The sequence below is a fragment of the Bacillus sp. SRL337 genome, assembly GCF_984799155.1.
This window is the reverse complement of record NZ_OZ481793.1, coordinates 3,668,489-3,689,391: the sequence shown is the minus strand read 5'-3', so window position 1 is coordinate 3,689,391 and position 20,903 is coordinate 3,668,489. Positions and strand designations below refer to the sequence as shown.

The window sequence follows — 20,903 nt, the reverse complement described above, 5'->3', positions numbered from 1 at the left end:
CATTATTCACTGCCAAGAGCTTCCTGCAGTGTTTCGATATTTTCATTCATTAAATCAAAATAGTCTTTATCCTCATCGATATCTTCCTGGGTGCGGACTCCGAGGTTATGCAAGGTCAGTTTCTCAGCACCGATTTCCTTTTGTACCACTTCAGTCAACCTGGATGTTCCGTTTTGTTCAAAGATGATATGGGATATGTTATTTTCCTTTGCGTCATCAATGATGTTTTTCAACTCCTGCTGGGATGGTTCGTCAGACGATGAAATACCGGAAATCGACACTTCCTCAATACCATAGCGGTCTTCCCAGTAGCTGTATGCTGCATGGGCCACAAAGATCTTTTTAGTTGTTGCATTAGCTGCAGTTGATTTAAAAGATTCATTCAAATCATCGAGCTGGGAAAGCAGGTTTTCATAGTTTTCTTTGAAGGTTTCTTCCTGCTCAGGCATTTCGGCAGAGAGTGTTTCATAAATCGTATGAGCCAGTTCTTTTGCATAGACAGGATCTAACCAGATGTGTGGATTGATATCATGGCTATGTCCGTGAGAGCCTTCTTCTTCATGGACATGTTCGTCATGTTCATCCTCATGAGCGTGTTCCTCTTCTGTATCCTCGTCAGGACCGCCTTCAAGACTGTCTTCAAGTTCAGCTCCTGTCGCAACCATGGTGACATGTTCATGTTCAAGGACACTTTCAGCTTTATCTACGAACCCTTCTAGACCAAGTCCAATATAGAAAAATACGTCTGCATCCGATAATTTCATCATATCTTTTTGGGAAGGTTCAAATGTGTGTTCATCCGTTCCTGGCGGGTAAATGGATGACGTTTCCACATAGTCACCGCCGATCTTCTCGGTGAAATCACTCAACGGATAAACGGTTGTATAGACTTTTAAAGCATTTGAATCTTTGCTGTTCTCTTGTTCAGTGCCGGCTCCGCAAGCTGCAAGAAGCAACAGGAGGGTGATGCTGAATAGTATGTTTACGCGTTTCATGTTTCTCCTCCTCATTTCATTCAAGTCAGAATAAGTCCGAATTATTTAAAAAGTAATCATTACGATTTGTATCACCTACATGATTTTACTATCACCTGTTCAAAAAAGCAAGAAAAAAACCACCAAGATTATTTTCTTGATGGCCACTTTTCAGGTACATGATCGATTCCCCCGGGGTGGAAGGGATGGCATTTTACGATTCTTTTTATCGTCAGCCAACCGCCCCGGATGGCTCCAAATCGTTTGATGGATTCCATCCCGTAGTGGGAACAGGTTGGGTAAAATCTGCAGGTTGGAGGCTTGAGGGGAGAAATGACCAACTGGTACAGGCGAATGAACGCCAGGAATATTTTTTGCATGACTGGCCCCCTGGTAAATTCTATAACTGAAATATACCATTACCCCTGAAAATTATAAAGCAGGCAAGACGATTGAAACCAATCAACTATAAATCTCGATTGGTTAAGCATAAAGTTGATCAAATCAGGAAAAATTTCAAAACTCTTCCTCACCGCGTTAGTCGGAAATGGTTTTTCTGAAAGTACATTAATAGGATACATGAGGGAAAGTCATTTCAGCTGGGTTAAGTATGAACGCAAACTCATTTTAAAACAGGGTGTTTGGGACGAACCATGCTTTATAGATAGAGTCCCATTCGAAAACAGGGTATTTCCAACCCCGGCATCGGTTTATAAAAGGAAAGGCAATAAGGCTCGATAATCGAACAGGCTTGAAAAGCTCATGGACGAAACTATATGCAAAATGCCATAAAAAAAGAACAATTTTCCTGAGGAAAGCTGTTCTCCTTTTTATTGGTTCAGGATTGTTTCGTCTCATCCTTATTTTCGGTTTCATCATTACCCAGATGGGGATTATCCTCAATTGGATCCACTGTGTGCTTATAGTCGTAAGCCTTGCTTGTTGTCAGGACACTGACGAGTATGATGATAAAAATAAGGATGATTGAGATGACAAGTACACCAACATAACCCATAATGTATTCCTCCCTTACTCTCCATTTTACCATGAAGATAAAATCAGGTTAATAGTGTTCCTATTATTATTAAACTCTGTTAAGTTAAAGATAAGACTTCATGGTGAGTACATACATTTTTTACAGAGACGAGGGAAGTGCCATGAACTTATCTGCAATGATGAGCAGGCAGACAGCTGAACTGCAGCACACTCTGAACTTGAGCCTGCTGCAAAGCCAAATGGCATCTCAAATGGCTGGAGCGACGGCTATGATGGAAAACATGACAGAGACAGCAATCCAAAAGGAAGCACCTCACCCGTTCAAAGGCGGTTCCATCGACCTGAAAGGGTAAGGAAAACCCCCAAAGACCGGTTCTTTGGGGGTTTGTCGTTCAATGAAGGGTCCTGTAATTATAGTGATTATCATGCTCGCCGGCTGTCAGCTTTTCTTTCAGCGTTTCCAATATGTATAAGCGAATAAAATACTGAAGTTCCTCATTGTCCATTTCGTCGATGATGTTTAAAAGTTCCTGTCTTGATGATTGTTCGAGAATTGTCAAAGCGATCATATCCAGGTCCTCATCCGTTCCCCTGATTTTCCCCCTGTAAATTTCATATAGCTCCTCGACAAGTTTCACGTTACCTCACCTCCTGACTCAATTTTTCATATTAATAAACGTTATACTTCTTTGTTCATATGATAATAAAAGGGACAACCACTTAAATAATATTTACCCTTATTCAAATAGGTTAATCCCATTTTATTGTATGAAGGGAGGCAATGGGATGAACAAGTGGATCATTCCTTTTGCATCAATCATTACCTCAACTGTCTCCAATATGACGGGCAGCGGCTGGAACAGGCTGCTTGCCATTTTGGTCATCGCAATGATCCTTGATTATATTACTGGTCTGGTCGCAGGGGGGATCACTGGCAAACTTTCAAGCAAGAGAGGAATAAAAGGAATCGGCAAAAAGGTTATTATATTCAGCATAGTGGCAGCAGCCCACCTTATTGATACTATACTTGGAAATCAGCATATTATTCGGGATTCAACAATAATTTTTTATCTTTGCAATGAAATTTTATCCGTCATTGAAAACGCAGGCAGGGCTGGGCTCCCGCTCCCCCCTTTTTTGAGGGACGCAGTAGAATCGCTGCGCAGCAAAATTAAGGACAAGGATGAGTCTGAATAGAAATTCGTGATTTGAGGAAAAAGATAAATACTATTGATAAGGGGTGGAACTCATGGCAGAAGTGAAAAATGAGTATTACATTGAAATTGCAACAGGAGAAATCTCCAGAAGTTCTACGGATTCTCCATGGAATTTCAAGATCTCAGCAACAGATGAAGAAATCACAAGGCTCCGGGAAGTGTTCGACCAGCAGCACTCAACAGACTGGAGGAACTTTTACCGGGCCCATACCCCGTATCTACAGTATCATTTTGATAAAGATAATGATGCCTATGACGATAACCTGCTGCATGCCTATCAAATGATATACACGTTAGGCGATGAGGATGCAAAGAACCATATTAAAAGTATGGGCATATTAACGGATTTGACCTGACAGCATTCTAAGAGTGCTGTTTTTTTGTGCGCAAATTGTTGAGAAATGAAGGAGGGCGGGAAGAGTAGTATAATGGGGTGGATCAGATAATTAGAAAGAGTAGTTGATTGTCACTTCAAGTATGCAACTCCGCAGGACAGGTGAATAAAAGGCGGAAGCGCCTTGATCAGCACCGACAGGCATAAGACGAGCCGGCGGGAAGGTTGCTCTTTAACCTCTATGACGGATGGGCTTATGACCCCGAGGGGCTAGGCGCTGGAGCTGGATTGAATAAAAGGCGGAAGCGCCTTGATCAGCCCCGACAGGCATAAGACGAGCCGGCGGGAAGGTTGCTCTTTAACCTTCATGACGGATGGGCTTATGACCCCGAGGGGCTAGGCGCTGGAGCTGGATTGAATAAAAGGCGGAAGCGCCTTGATCAGCCCCGACAGGCATAAGACGAGCCGGCGGGAAGGTTGTTCTTTAACCTTCATGACGGATGGGCTTATGACCCCGAGGGGCTAGGCGCTGGAGCTGGATTGAATAAAAAGCGGAAGCGCCTTGATCAGCCCCGACAGGCATAAGACGAGCAGGCGGGAAGGTTGTTCTTTAACCTTCATGACGGATGGGCTTATGACCCCGAGGGGCTAGGCGCTGGAGCTGGATTGAATAAAAAGCGGAAGCGGCCGTTCAGCGCCGTACAGATTGGAGGGCTCCCGCATGAGATATAGGAATCACGAAGAGCGACAGCGATTCGATGATGACTTATCGCAAGGAGAGAGCGAAATCCGCTAGGCGCTGGCTGCTTAAGCTAGACAAGTCCCGCTGCTCCCGCCGGAGATCCTCCACTTCCGTTACAATCAACTCATTCTCTTCACTTCGTTAAACATAGTTAGAAGAGATGCTGGTTAAGTATAAATGTGCCGTTGATTGACACAGAAAAATGCCACAAGAAATATCTCTTAAAATAAACAGTTGAGAAATGGTGAGAAAATGGAGAAATTTATTGATTTTAACGGCTATGAAGTTCATCTGGAGCTGGGCAGCCCTTATTTTCCGCTTGACCCCACGCATGTATTTGTGATCGCCCGTCATAAAGGGGAGTGGCTTCTGACAAACCATAGTGTCCGCGGCCTTGAATTCCCAGGAGGCAATGTTGAAGCAGATGAGACGCTTGAAGAAGCAGCCAAACGAGAATTGTTTGAAGAGACCGGTGGTGTAGCATCAAGCTTGTCCAGGATCGGCACATATATGGTGAAGCAGCAGCCCCCGTTTGCAAAGGCCATCTTTTTTGCGGAAGTCGGGACGTTAAAAAGGAAAAATGATTACCTGGAAACGGAAGGACCCCGCCTTTGGAACGGGGATTTTGAAACCGTTTTGGAAAATGAGAGCTTCAGCTTTGTGATGAAGGATGACGTCATTGAAAAAGCATTGAGCTATTTGAAAGAACAAGGATACGTGCAGTAAGAAACGAGGCTGTTTAATGAGCCTCGTTTTTTAGGATCGTATTAATTTTTTCTCGAGGATTTCGACAATTTTATACATAAGAGTGGCGAACACTGCGATGATCAGCAGCGAAAGCAGTACGAGAGAGAAGTTAAATACTTGAAAACCATAAATGATCATATAGCCGAGACCTTTGGCAGATACCAGGAACTCCCCGACAATGACCCCTACCCAGGATAATCCAACATTGACTTTCAAGGTGGATATGATGGTTGGAAAAGATGCGGGCAGGATGGCTTCTTTAAATGTTTGTGCTCTGGTTGCCCCGAAGGTTTGCATGACGATTAAATAGTTGGGATCAACCTCCCGGAAGGATGTATAGACAACTATGGTGGTAATGATGACTGATATGATCGCACCCATTGCGATGATGGATGTGAGACCTGGTCCAAGTGCAACAATAAGGATCGGGCCGAGTGCCACTTTCGGCATTGCATTTAAGATGACCAGATAGGGGTCCAGAACCTTTGACAGAAATGGGGACCACCATAGTAAAGCTGCAAGCAATGTTCCCAAAAGAGTGCCGAGTATGAATCCGGCTACAGTTTCTCCCAACGTGATTGTAATGTGCATAATCAGTGATCCGTCACCGATTTTTTCGATGAACAAGTTCCATATCTTAGTCGGTGAACTGAAGATAAGGGGATCAATCCAGTTGGCCCGGCTGGCTGCTTCCCATACTGTAAAGAAGGAAAGGAATATGAGCAGCTGGTAGAAGCGAACCATCTTCTTTTCCTTTTTTAGGCTTTGTAAAAATTGTTCATGCTGCTTATTGATGTTACTATGTGGACTCAAGGGACTCCAACTCCTTCCATATGAGTTGAAAGCAGTCTGAATAGGCTTCATGGTTTCTGGAGTCGAAGGGCTTTAGTTCCCTGAGCTTCTTCGGCACCTCAAAAACCTTATGGATTCTTCCTGGTTTGGCAGACAGGAGGACAATCCGGTCACTCATCGCAATGGCTTCTCCTATATCGTGGGTGACGAGTAGTGCCGTTTTGTGGAATGACTTCAGAGTTTCAAACACAAGATCCTCGAGCTTCAGTTTGGTTTGGTAATCAAGTGCAGAAAAAGGTTCATCAAGCAGGAGCAGTTTTGGTTCTACAGCAAGCGTACGGACAAGTGCAGCCCGCTGCCTCATCCCTCCGGATAACTGTCTGGGGAATTGTTGGGCAACGCCCTTCAGCCCAATTTCATCCAGTAAGTTTAAGACCCAGTTTTTCTTTTCAACTGTCAGGAGGCCCATCGTTTTCAGGCCCAGGAGGATGTTTTCCTCGATTGTCTTCCAGGGAAATAAGTAGTCCTGCTGAAGCATGTAGCCGATTTTGTTCCTGCCCTTTTCAATGGAATCACCATCGATCCTGATTGTTCCCGAACTCGGTTCAAACAAGCCAGCGACAATGGAGAGCAAAGTGGTTTTGCCGCAGCCGCTCGGACCCAGGAAAGAGACAAATTCCCCCTCCTGTATGGAAAGTGAGATGTCTTCCAAAGCTGTAGTGGCAGAAGTGGGTGTGAAATAAGTATGATGAATTTGTTTAATTTCCAGTAGCTCCATTTTTCCCCCTCCTTTTGGATACTCTTATTAGAGAAAGAGGGTTAGCCCCATATGGACTAACCGCCGGTACTCTACCATACTTTATTCATCCATGACTTCTTTAGCTATAGTGGTATTGACCAATTTCTCATGGTCGATACGCCCTGGAAGTTCCCCGGCTTCATCCATGATATCCTGCAGGTTATTCCATTCCTCTTCATCAAGAATTGGATCCGGTGCAAACGAACCCTGGCTCCTATATCGGTCGACCACGGTTTCGATGATATCCAGTTCAGTATCTTCAAAGTAGGACTGGATGACATCAGCGGTTTCAGAAGGATCATGCTCCTCCACCCACTTTTGGGCTTTATAAATCGCTCTCGTAAATTTCTCAATGGTTTCATTATTTTCTTCCATGAAGCTTTCTTTCGCCATGAAGGTTGTATATGGCACATGGCCGGACTGTTCACCAAATGAAGCGATGATATAGCCTTTTCCTTCTTTTTCAAAAATTGATGCAGTTGGTTCAAAGAGCTGGACATAATCTCCTGTCCCGGACGCAAAGGCATTAGGGATGTTGGCGAAATCAATGTTCTGGATCAAATCCAGGTCCTGTTGTGGATTGATACCCTGCTTCTTCAGGACAAATTCCCCAACCATCTGGGGCATTCCGCCTTTTCGCTGGCCGAGGAAAGTAGAACCTTTCAACTGCTCCCAGTCGAAATCCTCCATTTTTTCCCTTGCGACAAGAAAGGTGCCATCTGTCTGGGTCAATTGGGCAAAATTAATAACGGGGTCACTCGAACCTTGAGAATCCACGTAAATGCTTGTTTCTGAACCCACCAGTGCAACATCCGCTCCATCAGCGAGCAGGGTGGTCATCGTCTTATCCCCGCCCCAAGTGGTAGTCAGCTCAATGTCCAGCCCCTCTTCCTTAAAGAAGCCTTTTTCAATTGCGACATATTGAGGAGCATAGAAAATCGAGCGTGTAACTTCTGCAATTTTAACCTTTTCTAATTTCTGTTCCTCATTGGCACACCCCCATACTCCAATTGCGAGAATGAGGATCATAAATAAAGCAAAACTAATCTTCAGCAGCCTTTTCAAATGGGTTCCTCTCCTTTAGCCTTGTCACAACCCGAGCGTAGTGGCTGCGATGAGTCGGTGCGCCCGGGATGACTGACATATATTGTTTGCTACTTATGGTATGTAAAAGCGAAAAATGTGTGAAAGCCTATATCACAAAGACGTTTTTAAGGAGGGAATAAAAGGGGTAGAGAACTATTGGGGGGCAGTAATAAAAACCACCTCCATTCAAAGACCCCAATAGGACGTTGATTTCACTTTCTTGCATCAAATACCTTTATGAATGGATCCAGGGGATGACGCTGACATTTTGTGATGAAAGATTACGTCTTAAGGATTTTAAGGTTCTTTCAGGGCATTCCAAAGGAAAATATTTCACTAACAATTGTGAAAGTTTATAGTGAATTAAGGGACATATATATATGATCAATGATGGCGGTGTTTTTCGACATTCATATAAAATAGCAAAGTTTACGAAAAGAATCTGCATTGAATAATTTCCGCTCTGTCTGGCCTTGGGGCTGGATTCAAAAGAGGCGACCGGAAAACGCTAGTCGGCTGTTGTTCAAACGGGGTTGCCTGAAAATTCTGCAGGACATCATCAACATCCGCTCAATACTTGCAGCCTCTTGTCTGATCAAAGAAAACAACCATCTTTAATTAGAAGACCGCTTGATTTGATTTTTTACCATAATAATCAAACCAGGTTTTCTTTCAAAACAACAGAACAGTTTATTTCTTTCTTGCTTTTCGAGAAAGGGGAGAAAATACAGCTCTTGGGATTTTTTCGCAAGGAACACAACAGCCTTATAATCAAGAAAGGATGAGAATATGAAGAGTGGGACGATCCTTGAGAAGGAGATTTTTCCATCCCCTAACCCTTTGGTGGAATTATATTCAATTACATACTATGCAGACGGCCTCCGTGTGAAGGGGATGCTGGCCCAGCCGAAAGATGACCGAACTTATCCAGGCTTCCTCTATTTAAGAGGGGGAATCAAAAATGTCGGCCAGGTCCGTCCGGCCCGTATTGCGCAGTTCGCTTCGGAAGGGTTCATCGTATTCGCTCCCTTTTACCGCGGCAACCAAGGCGGGGAAGGGAATGAGGATTTTGCAGGTGACGACCGTCACGATGCCTTTTCAGCTTTTGAACTATTGAAAGATCATCCGCGGGTATCTGGCGGAAAGGTTCATGTTTTTGGTTTTTCGCGGGGCGGAGTGATGGCGCTGCTCACGGGCATTGAAAAGAAAGAAGCGGCTTCCGTTGTCACCTGGGGTGGTGTGTCGGACATGGTGTTGACTTATTCAGAACGGAAAGACCTTCGCCGGATGATGAAGAGGGTGATTGGCGGGACTCCTGGGAAATATCCGCTGAGATATAAGTGGAGGACGCCGTTATACAGGCTGGAAGAGATAATGGCACCTGTCCTAATTGTTCATGGAGCCAGAGATCATAATGTTTCCATTGAGCATGCCAACCGGCTAGAAAAAAGATTAAAAGAGCTGGACAAAAAGGTAGATACCTATTATTTTGAGGAGTATACACATTACTTTCCTCCAGCCATCAACAGGGAAATAGTCGTCACAGTGTGCAGCTGGATGAAAAAACATAGTTAAGGGAGTGTATTTAGTGGGAATGGGTCTGGAATTAAATACAATGATTGTCACAAAAGGCAGGGAAGAACGTTTAGAGGACAATACGTTTCAACTTGTGAAACAAGGATACAGGTTATATCCGATGGAGATCCCTGTCGAGGTAAAAAGGACGAAGGATGGTGATACGAACGGTATTGGTGAGATTACAAGACTGCAATGGGAAAGCGGAGAAACCGTCATTACCTATCAATTAAAATCACTGAATAGCACGAATTAAGATCAAAAGCGAAAGCGCCTGATCAGCCCCGACAGGCATAAGACGAACCGGCGGAAAGGTTGCTCTTTACCCTTTTTGACGGGTTGGCTAATGACCCGAGGGGCTAGGCGCTGGAGCTGGAAGATCAAAAGCGAAAGCGCCTGATCAGCCCCGACAGGCATAAGACGAACCGGCGGAAAGGTTGCTCTTTACCCTTTTTGACGGGTTGGCTAAAGACCCGAGGGGCTAGGGGCTGGAGCTGGAAGATCAAAAGCGAAAGCGTCTGATCAGCCCCGACAGGCATAAGACAAACCGGCGGAAAGGTTGCTCTTTACCCTTTTTGACGGGTTGGCTAAAGACCCGAGGGGCTAAGTGGTGGAGCTGGAAGAACAAAAGCGAAGGCGGCCGTTCAGCTCCGTACAGATTGGAGGGCTTCTGCTTGAGATAAAGAAAACACAACGAACGAATAGTTGATGTTGACGACTTGCAAGGAAGGTGACTGTAGTCCGCTAGGTGCTGGATACAGAAACGAATCATTATTATCCACACCCATGGCATTTATAATTTCCTAACAATAAGAAAGGCGGGCCAGTTGAGGGGGCCCGCCTTTGGTTTATGGGTGGATATTGACCACGGGTGTTGATTAACCATAATATGTAAAATAAACGGTTTCATTAGACAAAAAAAACCACTCTCTTTTAAAATGATTGTTACCGCTAACAACACAAAAAGGGAGTGGTTTCATTGACTAACTTTAACAAACTTTCTGAAATCCTTCAAACCATTATTACGGATGAAGAAGTGGCAAATCTTTGTGAGAAATGGGGCTATGAAGACAAAGCTAGGAAGTTATCTGCCCACGATTTGATACATTTTTTTGTTATTTCTTCTGCGAAAAAATGGGAAGGATTTCGAGATGCCGAGACCAAATTGCCAAAGGAAGAAAGTTTACCTTCCGTTGATCATTCTACCCTCGCCAAAAAAGCCCAAAGAGTTCCTTATCAAATTCTACAAGAATTATTCTCCCGTATCGTTAAGCGCTTAGGACGAAGAGTCCGTCGCGCCCTATTTAAACCCTATAAGCTATTTGCCGTTGACTCCACCACGATCACTTTCCAACACCCAGACATGTGTTGGGCGGGTTACACCCGTACCCGCCACGCTATTCGTCTTCATACAAAATACGATGTGGAGGAAGGTCAGCCTACTCAAGTAGTCCAGACAACTGGACGGCATCACGATGTCATGGTGGCACCCAAACTCTATGAAGATCCAGAGCCACTCTCCATCATCACCGCTGACAGAGGATATGCAAGAACAAGTGACTTTCAGTGTTTACATGACCGTGAACAGTACTTTGTCATTAGAGTGGCTAAGTTCTTCTCCCTCTCGGAAGAGAAGGAACACAGTGTATCACTTGAAACTGAAGGCCGTATTAAAAAAGACATGACAGCCTTTATTGGAAAAGGTTCCCGAAAGACAGAGGATCGCTTCAGACTAGTTACATTCACGGACAACGAGGGGAACCAAATAAGAGTGGCGACGAACCTTATGATGATGTCTCCAGAAGACATTGCTTATATCTATAAGCTTCGTTGGCAAATCGAGTTATTTTTCCGTTGGGTAAAAGGAAATCTGGACCTTTCCAACCTGTTTGGATTTTCCCCCAACGCTGTTTATAGCCAAGTATTTGGCACTCTTATCAGTTATTTTATATTACGCAGTATTTATAATGATACAAAAGAAGAGTGGGCCATCTTGTATGATTACACTTTCATTGAATTTACTCGCCGTTACCTGGCACGCACCCTACCTGTAGAGGTAAGTTGCGCAATCAAATCACGGTTGGGAAGAAGGGGAAGTCTGTTTCAATCATCTGGAAAAATATAGCTAATCAACACCCGTGGGATATTGACCTGCTGAGAGCCGCTTATCTAATTAAGCGTTCGTCGGTCCGCCCTTGGTTTTGATTTCTTCAGGGACATTTGAAAACTGGTTGAAGTTATTTTTGAACTTACCGGCAAGTTCTTTGGCTTTTTCGCTATAAGCATCTTCATCAGACCATGTCTTGCGAGGCTGAAGCACTTCATCAGGAACACCTGGTACATGGACCGGGATTTGCAGGCCGAAGATGTCGTCTGCAGTTGTTTCAACGTTTGCCAGTTCACCTTCCAGCGCTGCTTGAACCATCGCACGTGTGTAAGAAAGCTTCATTCTGCTGCCTACTCCATATTCGCCGCTAGTCCAGCCAGTGTTTACAAGGTACACTTGGGCGTTATGCTCATCGATTTTCTTTCCAAGCATTTCTGCATAAACGGTTGCAGGAAGCGGAAGGAAAGGAGATCCAAAGCAAGTTGAGAATGTCGCTTGAGGTGATGTGATTCCTCTCTCTGTACCTGCCAATTTGGATGTATATCCGCTCAAGAAGTGGTACATCGCTTGTTCCTTTGTCAGTTTGCTGATTGGAGGAAGTACTCCAAATGCATCCGCAGTAAGGAAGATGATCGTATTAGGGTGTCCTGCAACACTTGGGTCAACAATATTGTCGATGGCCTGAAGCGGATAGGCAGCACGTGTGTTTTCAGTCAATGTGCTGTCTTCATAATCAGGTATGCGCGTATTTTCATCCATCATGACATTTTCAAGGACAGAACCGAATCGGATCGCATCAAAAATCTGTGGTTCTTTTTCACGAGTAAGATCGATTGTTTTGGCATAGCATCCGCCTTCGATGTTGAAGACACCGTTTGGTGACCATCCGTGCTCGTCATCACCGATCAACCGGCGGTTCGGATCAGCGGAAAGGGTGGTCTTACCTGTTCCGGAAAGACCGAAGAATAATGCAACATCGCCTTCCTGTCCAACATTTGCAGAGCAGTGCATGGAAAGGATATCATTTTCAGGAAGCATGAAGTTCATGACAGAGAAAATCGACTTCTTCATTTCACCGGCATATTCCGTACCCCCGATTAACACCGTTCTTTTTTCGAAGGATACAATAATGAAAGTTTCAGAGTTTGTTCCATCAACTTCTGGATCCGCTTTAAAAGTAGGAGCGGAAATAACCGTGAACTCAGCTTGATGACTTTTCAAATCCTCGGCGGACGGACGGATAAAAAGCTGATGGGCAAAAAGGTTATGCCATGCATACTCATTCACGATCCTGATCGGCATGCGGTATTTGGGATCTGCTCCTGCAAATCCTTTGAACTCAAAAATTTCCTCTTTTTCTTGTAAGTACTCAATCACTTTATTATAAAGATTATCAAAGCTTTCTGCGGAAATCGGCTGGTTAACCGGACCCCACTCGATTTTATCTTTTGTAGATGGTTCTTCAACAGTGAATTTATCCTGAGGAGAGCGGCCAGTATATTTGCCTGTCTCTGCACGGACAGCACCTGTGTTAGTCAGGATTCCTTCGTTCCGATTCAAAACCTTCTCAACTAATTGAGGCACGGATAATTGCACCTTGATATTTTTTCCATTTAGTAATTCATTTAGTTTATTAGACAGGCTAACTGAAGTCATAGTAACTAACCTTCCTTTGTACTTTATTTATCGCTCTCCTCTTAATCATCCCCTACTAAAAGGAGAGCTCTTATTTAGATACCCCTTTGTTTCTCAAAAATAGTATAACACAATTAAACGATTAGTCTATACTAATTAATCTTTTTTAAAAAAATTGTTACATTTGTCCTTTTGAAAAGATCATGGCTGCATTAATGGATTAGTCTTTAAATCAAGGAACAGAACCTCTATTCTTCAGAAAGAGGAATAATTTTATTAAGTTATGCTATTACGAGAATGCATAAATGTTACCGTTTTCAAAATGGTTCTTCTATTATATAGGAAGTTTCGCGTGAATTTAAGTGGATAAGCTCACATTTTTTAACGATTTACTCACTTTGGCAGTGAAACCCGCATACTGTAAGGAATAATTGAATTTTTACATGATTAGCCAGAATATTTGGTATTAAATTATTTTGTTGACACGTTTCGCTAATGTAAGTTAATATTGACCATTGAACGGATACTCTTATTCCGAGCTGGTGGAGGGACAGCCCCAATGAAACCCAGCAACCTGCTTTTAGGAAAAGCAATACCTAAAAGCAAAGGTGCTAATCTGATGCAAGGTGTTCCCTTGATCAATAAGAGTGAAAGGCGCGGATTAATCACAACCTTTCCTCTATTTAGATGGGAAGGTTTTTTTTATTGGAATGATCTCAGCTGGAATCTTTTGATAAAATGCTGATGTTTACTTCATACTACTAAGGGAATGAGTACCGTGATTGCAATTGGAGAACAGCCCTGAAACCTGTTCTGTAAAATTATTTTTTTCTAAAAGGGAGGAACACCGATGTCAAAAAAACGTCGTCTGTTTACATCTGAGTCCGTAACGGAAGGACATCCAGATAAAATTTGTGACCAAATTTCCGATTCAATCCTAGATGCAATTCTAACTAATGATCCGAATGCACGTGTAGCATGTGAAACGTCTGTTACAACTGGTCTGGTTTTAGTTGCTGGAGAAATTACAACAAGTACTTACGTAGATATTCCTAAAATTGTCCGTGAAACAATCAGAGGAATTGGCTATACACGCGCGAAATATGGTTTCGATGCTGAAACGTGCGCAGTACTGACTTCCATTGATGAGCAGTCTGCAGATATCGCGATGGGTGTTGACCAGGCCCTTGAAGCACGTGAAGGACAAATGAGCGATGAAGAAATCGACGCAATCGGCGCTGGTGACCAAGGCCTGATGTTCGGTTTTGCTTGTAATGAAACAAAAGAGCTTATGCCTCTTCCAATCTCATTAGCTCATAAAATTTCCCGTAAACTGACTGAAGTGAGAAAAGACGATGTTCTTCCTTACCTTCGTCCAGACGGAAAAACTCAAGTAACGGTTGAGTACGATGAAAATGACAAGCCTGTCCGCATCGACACAATCGTCATCTCCACTCAGCATCATCCAGAGGTTTCCCTGGAGCGTATCCAAAGAAACCTTAAAGAATATGTCATTGACCCAGTTGTACCGAAAGAACTCATCGATGAAGGAACAAAATATTTCATCAACCCGACAGGACGCTTCGTAATCGGAGGACCTCAAGGGGATGCAGGTCTTACCGGCCGTAAAATCATCGTTGATACTTACGGCGGATATGCTCGTCACGGCGGCGGTGCATTCTCTGGTAAAGATGCAACGAAAGTTGACCGTTCTGCTGCCTATGCTGCACGTTATGTTGCGAAAAATATCGTAGCTGCCGGCCTTGCGGATAAGTGTGAAGTTCAGCTTGCCTACGCAATCGGTGTAGCACGACCTGTATCTATCTCTATCGATACTTTCGGTACAGGCACTGTTTCCGAGGATGCTTTGATTGAAGCGGTAAGTAACAATTTTGATCTTCGTCCTGCAGGAATCATCAAGATGCTTGACCTTCGTCGTCCAATTTACAAACAGACAGCTGCTTACGGCCATTTCGGCAGAAACGACCTTGATCTTCCTTGGGAGCGTACTGACAAAGCTGATATTCTTAAACAGCAGGCACAAGCATAATTTCCTATTTCATTTACACCCGGAGCCTATTGCTTCGGGTTTTTTGGTACTGAAAGAAAGGGCTGAATTGGGAGGTGGATCAGTGTTCTACATACAAAAAAGGCATCATTTATTTCCCCCTACCTCAAAAAACACTTTAATTGTAGGTAAGGTTTTTACTTAATTTGCATCCGAAAAGAAAAAGAATTTGTGCGTGAATTGAAGGTTAACGCATCTTCCATACCAATGTTCTGGTTCATAAGGGTAAAAAGAAGGTGACTTCCGGTTAGGGTGTCGCATGACCGCTTCATAAGACTAAAAAGTAGCAAGATTGGAAATTAGAGTGACTCATGATCGCTTCATAAAACCAAAAAGGAGCGAGATTGGAAATTAGAGTGCTCAAAAAGCTACAAAAGCCCAAAACAGACATCGGATGCCCTATTAACGATTCATATCCCCCAAAAAACTATTCTATGCAAATCTGGACCTACCAAGACGATCTCAAAACTTGAATTCCCCCATTAAAAACCCCCTCCAAATAAAAAGGAGAGGACCATTTCCAGTCTATTCCTACTTTCCATCCATAGAAAGAATATCTGGAAGGGATAATGGGTAAAAAACAGTAGAATCTATTACGTAAGGGGTTTTAATGATTTATAGTACTGGCCTTTCTCTGCATACTCTCTTGAGATTCTTTTCATCTCACTGATGTCATGGTCGTTCAGCTCCCTGATCACTTTTGCAGGCCTGCCGAAAGCCATGCTGTTGGGAGGAATCACTTTACCGGGAGGGACGAGGCTGCCCGCGCCGATGAATGCTCCTTCCCCGATTTCGGCATTATCCAGGATGGTTGATCCCATACCTATCAAAGCTTTTCTCCTGATTCTGCAGCTGTGCAGGATGACACTGTGGCCAACGGTGACTTCGTCTTCCAAGATCAAAGGGTTATTCGGGCTTTGGTGCAGGACGGAATTATCCTGGATATTGACTTTATTCCCGATGATGGTTGGGGCTACGTCCCCTCGTATGGATGTGTTGAACCAGACAGAGGATTCTTCGCCAATCTCGACATCACCGGTGATTGTTACATAATCCGCAATATAGGCATTGTCGGCTATTTTTGGTTTTTTACCATTATATTCATAAATCATTTTGCTTCTCCTTTCCAAAGACAGTTATAATTATTCTTAATAATTTAAGTTTATCATAATATTGAAAGACTCATTAAGGAGGAATAGCCATGTGGAAATGGGAAACTGAACAGGAAGCGAAGGCGGTCATTGTCATTATTCATGGTGCAATGGAGCATCATGGCCGTTATGGGTGGCTCATTGAAATGTGGCGGACATCAGGCTATCACGTCATTATGGGAGATCTTCCGGGACAAGGAATGACTTCCAGGGCGCAAAGAGGCCATATCGACTCGTTTGATGAGTATATCATTGAAGTGAAGGACTGGGTTCAGGCGGCCTATCAATTCGACTTGCCTGTGTTTGTCATTGGACACAGTATGGGCGGCCTTGTTGCAGCCAGATTGATGCAGGAGTCTCATATCAATATTGCCGGTTTGATCCTTTCTTCTCCTTGTTTAGGGCTGGTGAATTCAATTCCAAAAACGCTGGAACTCTTTTCGCATATTTTAAATAAGGTGGCTCCTCATGTGAAATTCTCATCAGGACTGTCGATTGACCAGGCGACCCGAAACGAAGAAGTAAGGGAAATTGACAGCAATGATTCGTTATATGTGACAAAGGTATCAGTCCGCTGGTACAGGGAGCTCGAACACGCAATTAAGCAGGCTTTCGCCAATATCCAGAAAATGCCCGATGTTCCTTTGTTGGTCATGCAGGGCGGAGATGATAAGATTGTAGATAAGACCCTGGTGAAAAAATGGTTCAATGAACTATCACTTTCTGAAATGCATTATAAAGAATGGCCCAAGTTTTATCATGAAATTTTCAATGAACCTGAACGTGAAGAAGTATTCGAATATGCAAAGAACTTCGTAGATACGAGGTTAAAAGCACTTGGATATGTGGTTCGGGATTAATTCCTTGTTAGAATTTATTGTGAGGTGAAGTATATGTCCATTCCCACTCATCCATTTTCATTGATGAGTCAGGTTTATCGAAAGGTCTTCCCTATTGTGCATAGCGAGCTGGCCTATTGGACGCAAAAAGCTGATTCGATCCCTAACGAAGAACTGAGGACCCAGGCCCTGGCAAGCATCCATCACAAGACCTTCCATTGCGAAGGAGGCTCTATTTTAGCGCTGCTTGCCTTAGAGGAGAAAGATAAGGCGATTAAATTCATTGTGGCATACCAGACGATCAGCGATTACCTTGATAATCTTTGTGACCGGAGTACATCGCTGGATCCAGCAGATTTTTCTGCCCTTCATGAATCTATGAAAGATGCACTGTCAGTCGGGGCGCCGCTGAGAGAGTATTACCGCAACAGGACAGATAAGGATGATGGCGGTTACCTGGCAGGGCTTGTGCAGACTTGCCAGACTGTATTATCGGAAGTGCCGGGTTATGCTGCCATTAGACCGTATCTGCATGAGCTATGTGATTATTATTGTGATTTGCAAATACATAAACATGTTAAGAAAGAAGAGCGCACGGACAGGTTGAAAAGGTGGTTCTATCAGTATAAAGATTCCCTTCCTGAAATGGACTGGTATGAGTTTTCGGCCTGCTCCGGCTCTACTCTGGGCATTTTCTGCCTCGTTTCTTATGGACTGAGGGAAGATTTTGAAAGTGTCCAGGCCGATTCCATCCGTAACGGATATTTTCCTTATATTCAAGGCTTACATATCCTATTGGACTACTTTATTGATCAAGAGGAAGATATTGAAGGCGGGGACTTGAACTTCTGCTCCTATTATGAAAATGAAGATGAACTGAAGCGGAGATTGCTGCACTTCTTGGAAAAGGCTGACGAAAATACGAGCCAGCTGCCTCATGCTGATTTCCATAGACTGATTAATAAGGGACTCATCGGCGTATATCTATCCGATGAAAAGGCGTGGAAGCAGCAGAAGGTCTATTCCTTTTCAAAAGAGTTCCTGAATGCGTCGGGATGGGTGACGAAGTTTTTTTATTTTAACGGTAAGTTATATCGAAAGCTGCAGGGCTGGAAAAAGAGTTCCTGATGCAATCAGATGACCAATGAAAGTTGGTCATCTTTTTTTATTGCGGGGATTTTTGGATACAAAAGGGTTGGTAACTCAATATTGGATTGATAGTTACATATAGTCACTTTTTACTATCTTTCGTGTTTCGAAACAGCTTTAGAACGAGTCTATAAAAAAAATCATAGGTAAATAGATTCCTTTTTTATCTGAATAGATGTATTTTTCTGAAAAATAAAGTATATTTACAATTGTTAATCAAATGTCACATTTCATTTACATAAGGGAGGAAATACGTTTGAAATCACGTAAAATGTTATCTCTAGCGATGACAGCTGCCATGAGTATCGGTGCATTTGCGGTTTCGGCATCTGCAGCTGGCATCGTACCTGAAAATGTTCTGGCAAAGCCATCCAAGGAAGTTCATCAGCATACCAGCAGCCCAATTGATTTAGGAATTGCCAACGATGAGCGTTTAATCGAGATGTTGAAAAAGGATGGGAAGATTGCAAAGAATGCCACTCCAGCAGAGGCTGAGAAGGCTTTAAAGAAATTCCTTGCTGAGAAAGCCGATGCAGCAGCAAAACAAGCAGGTGGAGAATTGGAAGATGAAGCAGCAGAAAGTAAAGCGAAGCTGCAAAAAGAAATGAAAAAGAACAGTTTTACAAATGGAAAAGGAAATAAACTTGGTAAAGCAAAGAAAAATTCTCCAGATGGAGTTGAAGAGGAAGAATACGATGGCGAAAAACGTACGGATAAGGTTTTGGTGCTTTTGGTTGATTATCCGGACAAGCCTCATAATACCATTACACCAGATGAGACGGATATGTATTATGATGGGGAAGATGCCTATTCACGTGACCATTACCAGGACATGCTGTTCGGTCATGGCGGCTGGACTGGCCCTGATGGCAAAACGTATGTATCGATGAAACAATATTATGAACAACAGTCGGGCGGAAGCTATTCTGTTGAAGGCGAGGTAGCAGGCTGGTATACAGCAAGCAAACCTGCGGCAGCCTACGGGGCAAACGACCCGCAGCCGGACGGAAGCGATGTGAATGCCCGTGGACTTGTTAAAGAGGCTTTGGAAGCGGCAGCTGCTGATCCAAGTGTGAATCTAGGGGATTATGACCAGTGGGATCGTTATGACCTTGATGGTGACGGAAACTATTTAGAACCGGATGGACTTGTTGACCACCTAATGGTGATTCACTCCGGGGTTGGTGAAGAAGCAGGCGGAGGATCTCTTGGAGGAGATGCTATTTGGTCTCACCGCTGGGATCTTGGCAGTATTTTCCCAATAGCTGGATCTCCTTCACCTGAGGTTGATTATTGGGGTCAGGATTCAATGTATGCCTATGACTACACAATCGAGCCGGAAGACGGTGCCGTTGGGGTAATGGCGCATGAATTTGGCCATGACTTAGGTCTCCCCGATGAGTATGATACACAGTACACAGGTACTGGAGAAGCTGTAGCATACTGGTCCATCATGGCAAGCGGAAGCTGGGCAGGTGATATCGGCGGTGCTCAACCGACTGGTTTCAGCCCTTATGCGAAGGAAATGCTGCAAAATTCAGCAGTAGTAGATAATGAAGGAACAAAAGGTAACTGGCTGTCTGGTACAGAAGTGAACCTTAATGAGGTTGACGGAAAAGGATTGGAAGTCCTTCTTGATGAAGCAGCAACTAAAGGTACAAATAATGATGTTGTGAAAGTAAATCTTCCACAGAAAGAAACCGTCATCACTACACCTGCTAGCGGTGAGGATGCTTACTTTTCTGGAAGCGGCGAGGACTTGCATAACGTTCTTTCCGCCAAGGTCGATTTGACAAATGCAACAACAGCGAAATTTAATTTTAAGACTTGGTACGATATTGAAGAAGATTGGGATTATGCTTATGTAACAGTGGACGGAGAGCCAGTTGGAAGTGATATTACCAGGAACACGAATCCAAATGATGCTAACCTCGGGAATGGTATTACGGGTTCATCTGACGGCTGGATCGATGCTTCCTTTGATCTTTCTGCATATGCCGGACAGGAAGTGGAAGTGGCCATCGAATATGTAACAGATAGTGCTGTATCGAACCCTGGTCTATATGCAGATGACTTATCAATTGTTGTAAATGGGGAGGAAGTTCTATTCGATGATGGTGAGGGGGATGCCAAGTTCAATTTGAACGGCTTCGAACAAAATGACGGCATCAACCGTTCAGAGCACTACTATTTACTGGAATGGCGCAGCCACAATGGCGTGGATGAAGGTCTTGCGAACATCCGCCGCGGTGACAGCCTGATGACTTATGATGACGGCCTTGTGGTCTGGTATGTGGATAACCTTTATGGGGATAACTGGACTGGGGCACATCCGGGCGAAGGTTTCCTTGGAGTTGTTGATGCGGATCAGCATACAAACTTCTGGAGCGATGGGTCGGTTGGATCTACCCGTTATCAAATCCATGATGCAGCTTTCAGCCTTGATAAGTCAGAAAAGATGTTCCTGGATTATAAAGAACTGCTTGGCTTGACAATGAAAGACAACCATACAAAACGCAACCCGCTGTTCAATGACAGTGCAGACTACAGCAATAAAGATATGGTGGATGCTGGGCGTAACGTACCTAATTACGGATTGAATTTCCGTGTCGTGGGACAAAGTAAAGATGGAACTGTAGGTAAAGTCCTGCTTTACAAAAAATAAAAAAGTAACTATTAAAGGGTGGAGGCC

At 43.7% G+C, this 20,903-nt stretch carries 20 protein-coding genes and 1 riboswitch; of the genes, 11 read left to right on the top strand and 9 right to left on the bottom strand.

Annotated elements, in window-relative coordinates; genetic code table 11:
* Positions 1-2 precede the first annotated feature (2 nt).
* From AC4E8A_RS18600 to ytzI, 3 genes are all read right to left on the bottom strand, one after another.
* Positions 3-995 (bottom strand): metal ABC transporter solute-binding protein, Zn/Mn family, encoded by a 993-nt coding sequence (locus AC4E8A_RS18600; protein WP_490195217.1) that lies wholly within the window; start codon positions 993-995, stop codon positions 3-5.
* A 128-nt stretch (positions 996-1,123) separates the two neighbouring features.
* Positions 1,124-1,354, bottom strand: coding sequence for a membrane protein insertion efficiency factor YidD (gene yidD, locus AC4E8A_RS18595; protein ID WP_490195215.1), 231 nt, complete (start codon positions 1,352-1,354; stop codon positions 1,124-1,126).
* A gap of 458 nt (positions 1,355-1,812) precedes the next feature.
* Complete coding sequence (gene ytzI / locus AC4E8A_RS18590; protein WP_490195213.1) at positions 1,813-1,989, bottom strand: YtzI protein; 177 nt, start codon at positions 1,987-1,989, stop codon at positions 1,813-1,815.
* 142 nt (positions 1,990-2,131) lie between these two features.
* Between ytzI and AC4E8A_RS18585 the strand changes: the two genes are divergently transcribed.
* Positions 2,132-2,323 carry a hypothetical protein gene (locus AC4E8A_RS18585; protein ID WP_490195211.1) on the top strand — a complete coding sequence of 64 codons (192 nt, stop codon included), beginning with the start codon at positions 2,132-2,134 and terminating at the stop codon, positions 2,321-2,323.
* Positions 2,324-2,362: 39 nt separating this feature from the next.
* Here the strand turns inward: AC4E8A_RS18585 and AC4E8A_RS18580 are convergent, their stop codons facing one another.
* Complete coding sequence (locus AC4E8A_RS18580) at positions 2,363-2,608, bottom strand: DUF6154 family protein (RefSeq protein ID WP_490195210.1); 246 nt, start codon at positions 2,606-2,608, stop codon at positions 2,363-2,365.
* A 148-nt stretch (positions 2,609-2,756) separates the two neighbouring features.
* On the opposite strand from AC4E8A_RS18580, the gene AC4E8A_RS18575 reads away from it, so the two are divergent.
* The 3 genes from AC4E8A_RS18575 to ytkD all read left to right on the top strand — a co-directional run bounded on the left by AC4E8A_RS18575 (position 2,757) and on the right by ytkD (position 4,989).
* Entirely contained in the window at positions 2,757-3,167 is a 411-nt protein-coding gene (locus AC4E8A_RS18575) for a phage holin family protein (protein ID WP_490195208.1), read from the top strand.
* 52 nt (positions 3,168-3,219) lie between these two features.
* Positions 3,220-3,543, top strand: coding sequence for a hydrolase (locus AC4E8A_RS18570; RefSeq protein WP_490195207.1), 324 nt, complete (start codon positions 3,220-3,222; stop codon positions 3,541-3,543).
* Between the two features lie 972 nt (positions 3,544-4,515).
* A complete protein-coding gene (gene ytkD / locus AC4E8A_RS18565; protein ID WP_490195205.1) occupies positions 4,516-4,989 on the top strand; it encodes an RNA deprotection pyrophosphohydrolase in 474 nt (157 codons plus the stop codon).
* A gap of 30 nt (positions 4,990-5,019) precedes the next feature.
* Here the strand turns inward: ytkD and AC4E8A_RS18560 are convergent, their stop codons facing one another.
* From AC4E8A_RS18560 to AC4E8A_RS18550, 3 genes are all read right to left on the bottom strand, one after another.
* Entirely contained in the window at positions 5,020-5,823 is an 804-nt protein-coding gene (locus AC4E8A_RS18560; protein WP_490195203.1) for an ABC transporter permease, read from the bottom strand.
* Positions 5,810-6,580, bottom strand: a complete 771-nt coding sequence (locus AC4E8A_RS18555) for an ABC transporter ATP-binding protein (RefSeq protein ID WP_490195201.1) — start codon at positions 6,578-6,580, stop codon at positions 5,810-5,812. The genes AC4E8A_RS18560 and AC4E8A_RS18555 overlap by 14 nt, the downstream gene beginning before the upstream one ends.
* 81 nt (positions 6,581-6,661) lie before the next feature.
* The gene (locus AC4E8A_RS18550; protein ID WP_490195199.1) at positions 6,662-7,666 is read right to left on the bottom strand and encodes an ABC transporter substrate-binding protein; all 1,005 of its coding nucleotides are present in this window, start codon (positions 7,664-7,666) and stop codon (positions 6,662-6,664) included.
* Positions 7,667-8,476: 810 nt separating this feature from the next.
* Between AC4E8A_RS18550 and AC4E8A_RS18545 the strand changes: the two genes are divergently transcribed.
* From AC4E8A_RS18545 to AC4E8A_RS18535, 3 genes are all read left to right on the top strand, one after another.
* Complete coding sequence (locus AC4E8A_RS18545) at positions 8,477-9,262, top strand: alpha/beta hydrolase family protein (protein WP_490195197.1); 786 nt, start codon at positions 8,477-8,479, stop codon at positions 9,260-9,262.
* Positions 9,263-9,275: 13 nt separating this feature from the next.
* The gene (locus AC4E8A_RS18540; RefSeq protein ID WP_490195195.1) at positions 9,276-9,518 is read left to right on the top strand and encodes a DUF2584 domain-containing protein; all 243 of its coding nucleotides are present in this window, start codon (positions 9,276-9,278) and stop codon (positions 9,516-9,518) included.
* 723 nt (positions 9,519-10,241) lie between these two features.
* Positions 10,242-11,387 (top strand): IS4 family transposase, encoded by a 1,146-nt coding sequence (locus AC4E8A_RS18535; protein WP_490195193.1) that lies wholly within the window; start codon positions 10,242-10,244, stop codon positions 11,385-11,387.
* A gap of 48 nt (positions 11,388-11,435) precedes the next feature.
* Here the strand turns inward: AC4E8A_RS18535 and pckA are convergent, their stop codons facing one another.
* Positions 11,436-13,025, bottom strand: coding sequence for a phosphoenolpyruvate carboxykinase (ATP) (gene pckA / locus AC4E8A_RS18530; protein WP_490195191.1), 1,590 nt, complete (start codon positions 13,023-13,025; stop codon positions 11,436-11,438).
* A gap of 505 nt (positions 13,026-13,530) precedes the next feature.
* Positions 13,531-13,652: riboswitch (SAM riboswitch) on the top strand.
* 202 nt (positions 13,653-13,854) lie between these two features.
* On the opposite strand from pckA, the gene metK reads away from it, so the two are divergent.
* Positions 13,855-15,054: a methionine adenosyltransferase gene (gene metK, locus AC4E8A_RS18525; protein ID WP_490195189.1), complete on the top strand. Its 1,200-nt coding sequence runs from the start codon at positions 13,855-13,857 to the stop codon at positions 15,052-15,054.
* 611 nt (positions 15,055-15,665) lie between these two features.
* On the opposite strand, the gene AC4E8A_RS18520 is transcribed toward metK, so the two are convergent.
* The gene (locus tag AC4E8A_RS18520) at positions 15,666-16,184 is read right to left on the bottom strand and encodes a gamma carbonic anhydrase (protein ID WP_490195188.1); all 519 of its coding nucleotides are present in this window, start codon (positions 16,182-16,184) and stop codon (positions 15,666-15,668) included.
* Positions 16,185-16,273: 89 nt separating this feature from the next.
* Between AC4E8A_RS18520 and AC4E8A_RS18515 the strand changes: the two genes are divergently transcribed.
* The 3 genes from AC4E8A_RS18515 (at position 16,274) to AC4E8A_RS18505 (ending at position 20,876) form a co-directional block, all read left to right on the top strand.
* On the top strand, positions 16,274-17,083 hold the full coding sequence (locus AC4E8A_RS18515) for an alpha/beta hydrolase (protein WP_490195186.1): 810 nt from the start codon (positions 16,274-16,276) through the stop codon (positions 17,081-17,083).
* A 33-nt stretch (positions 17,084-17,116) separates the two neighbouring features.
* Positions 17,117-18,190 carry a tetraprenyl-beta-curcumene synthase family protein gene (locus tag AC4E8A_RS18510; protein ID WP_490195185.1) on the top strand — a complete coding sequence of 358 codons (1,074 nt, stop codon included), beginning with the start codon at positions 17,117-17,119 and terminating at the stop codon, positions 18,188-18,190.
* Positions 18,191-18,467: 277 nt separating this feature from the next.
* Entirely contained in the window at positions 18,468-20,876 is a 2,409-nt protein-coding gene (locus AC4E8A_RS18505) for an immune inhibitor A domain-containing protein (RefSeq protein WP_490195183.1), read from the top strand.
* Positions 20,877-20,903: the final 27 nt, after the last annotated feature.

Excerpts from the sequence above, each read along its gene's own strand:
- AC4E8A_RS18570 (WP_490195207.1), top strand. The coding sequence starts at position 3,220 with ATGGCAGAAGTGAAAAATGAGTATTACATTGAAATTGCAACAGGAGAA.
- AC4E8A_RS18545 (WP_490195197.1), top strand. The coding sequence starts at position 8,477 with ATGAAGAGTGGGACGATCCTTGAGAAGGAGATTTTTCCATCCCCTAAC.
- AC4E8A_RS18575 (WP_490195208.1), top strand. The coding sequence starts at position 2,757 with ATGAACAAGTGGATCATTCCTTTTGCATCAATCATTACCTCAACTGTC.
- pckA (WP_490195191.1), bottom strand. The coding sequence starts at position 13,025 with ATGACTTCAGTTAGCCTGTCTAATAAACTAAATGAATTACTAAATGGA.
- AC4E8A_RS18555 (WP_490195201.1), bottom strand. The coding sequence starts at position 6,580 with ATGGAGCTACTGGAAATTAAACAAATTCATCATACTTATTTCACACCC.
- AC4E8A_RS18515 (WP_490195186.1), top strand. The coding sequence starts at position 16,274 with ATGTGGAAATGGGAAACTGAACAGGAAGCGAAGGCGGTCATTGTCATT.
- AC4E8A_RS18585 (WP_490195211.1), top strand. The coding sequence starts at position 2,132 with ATGAACTTATCTGCAATGATGAGCAGGCAGACAGCTGAACTGCAGCAC.
- ytkD (WP_490195205.1), top strand. The coding sequence starts at position 4,516 with ATGGAGAAATTTATTGATTTTAACGGCTATGAAGTTCATCTGGAGCTG.
- ytzI (WP_490195213.1), bottom strand. The coding sequence starts at position 1,989 with ATGGGTTATGTTGGTGTACTTGTCATCTCAATCATCCTTATTTTTATC.
- AC4E8A_RS18600 (WP_490195217.1), bottom strand. The coding sequence starts at position 995 with ATGAAACGCGTAAACATACTATTCAGCATCACCCTCCTGTTGCTTCTT.
- metK (WP_490195189.1), top strand. The coding sequence starts at position 13,855 with ATGTCAAAAAAACGTCGTCTGTTTACATCTGAGTCCGTAACGGAAGGA.
- yidD (WP_490195215.1), bottom strand. The coding sequence starts at position 1,354 with ATGCAAAAAATATTCCTGGCGTTCATTCGCCTGTACCAGTTGGTCATT.
- AC4E8A_RS18520 (WP_490195188.1), bottom strand. The coding sequence starts at position 16,184 with ATGATTTATGAATATAATGGTAAAAAACCAAAAATAGCCGACAATGCC.
- AC4E8A_RS18510 (WP_490195185.1), top strand. The coding sequence starts at position 17,117 with ATGTCCATTCCCACTCATCCATTTTCATTGATGAGTCAGGTTTATCGA.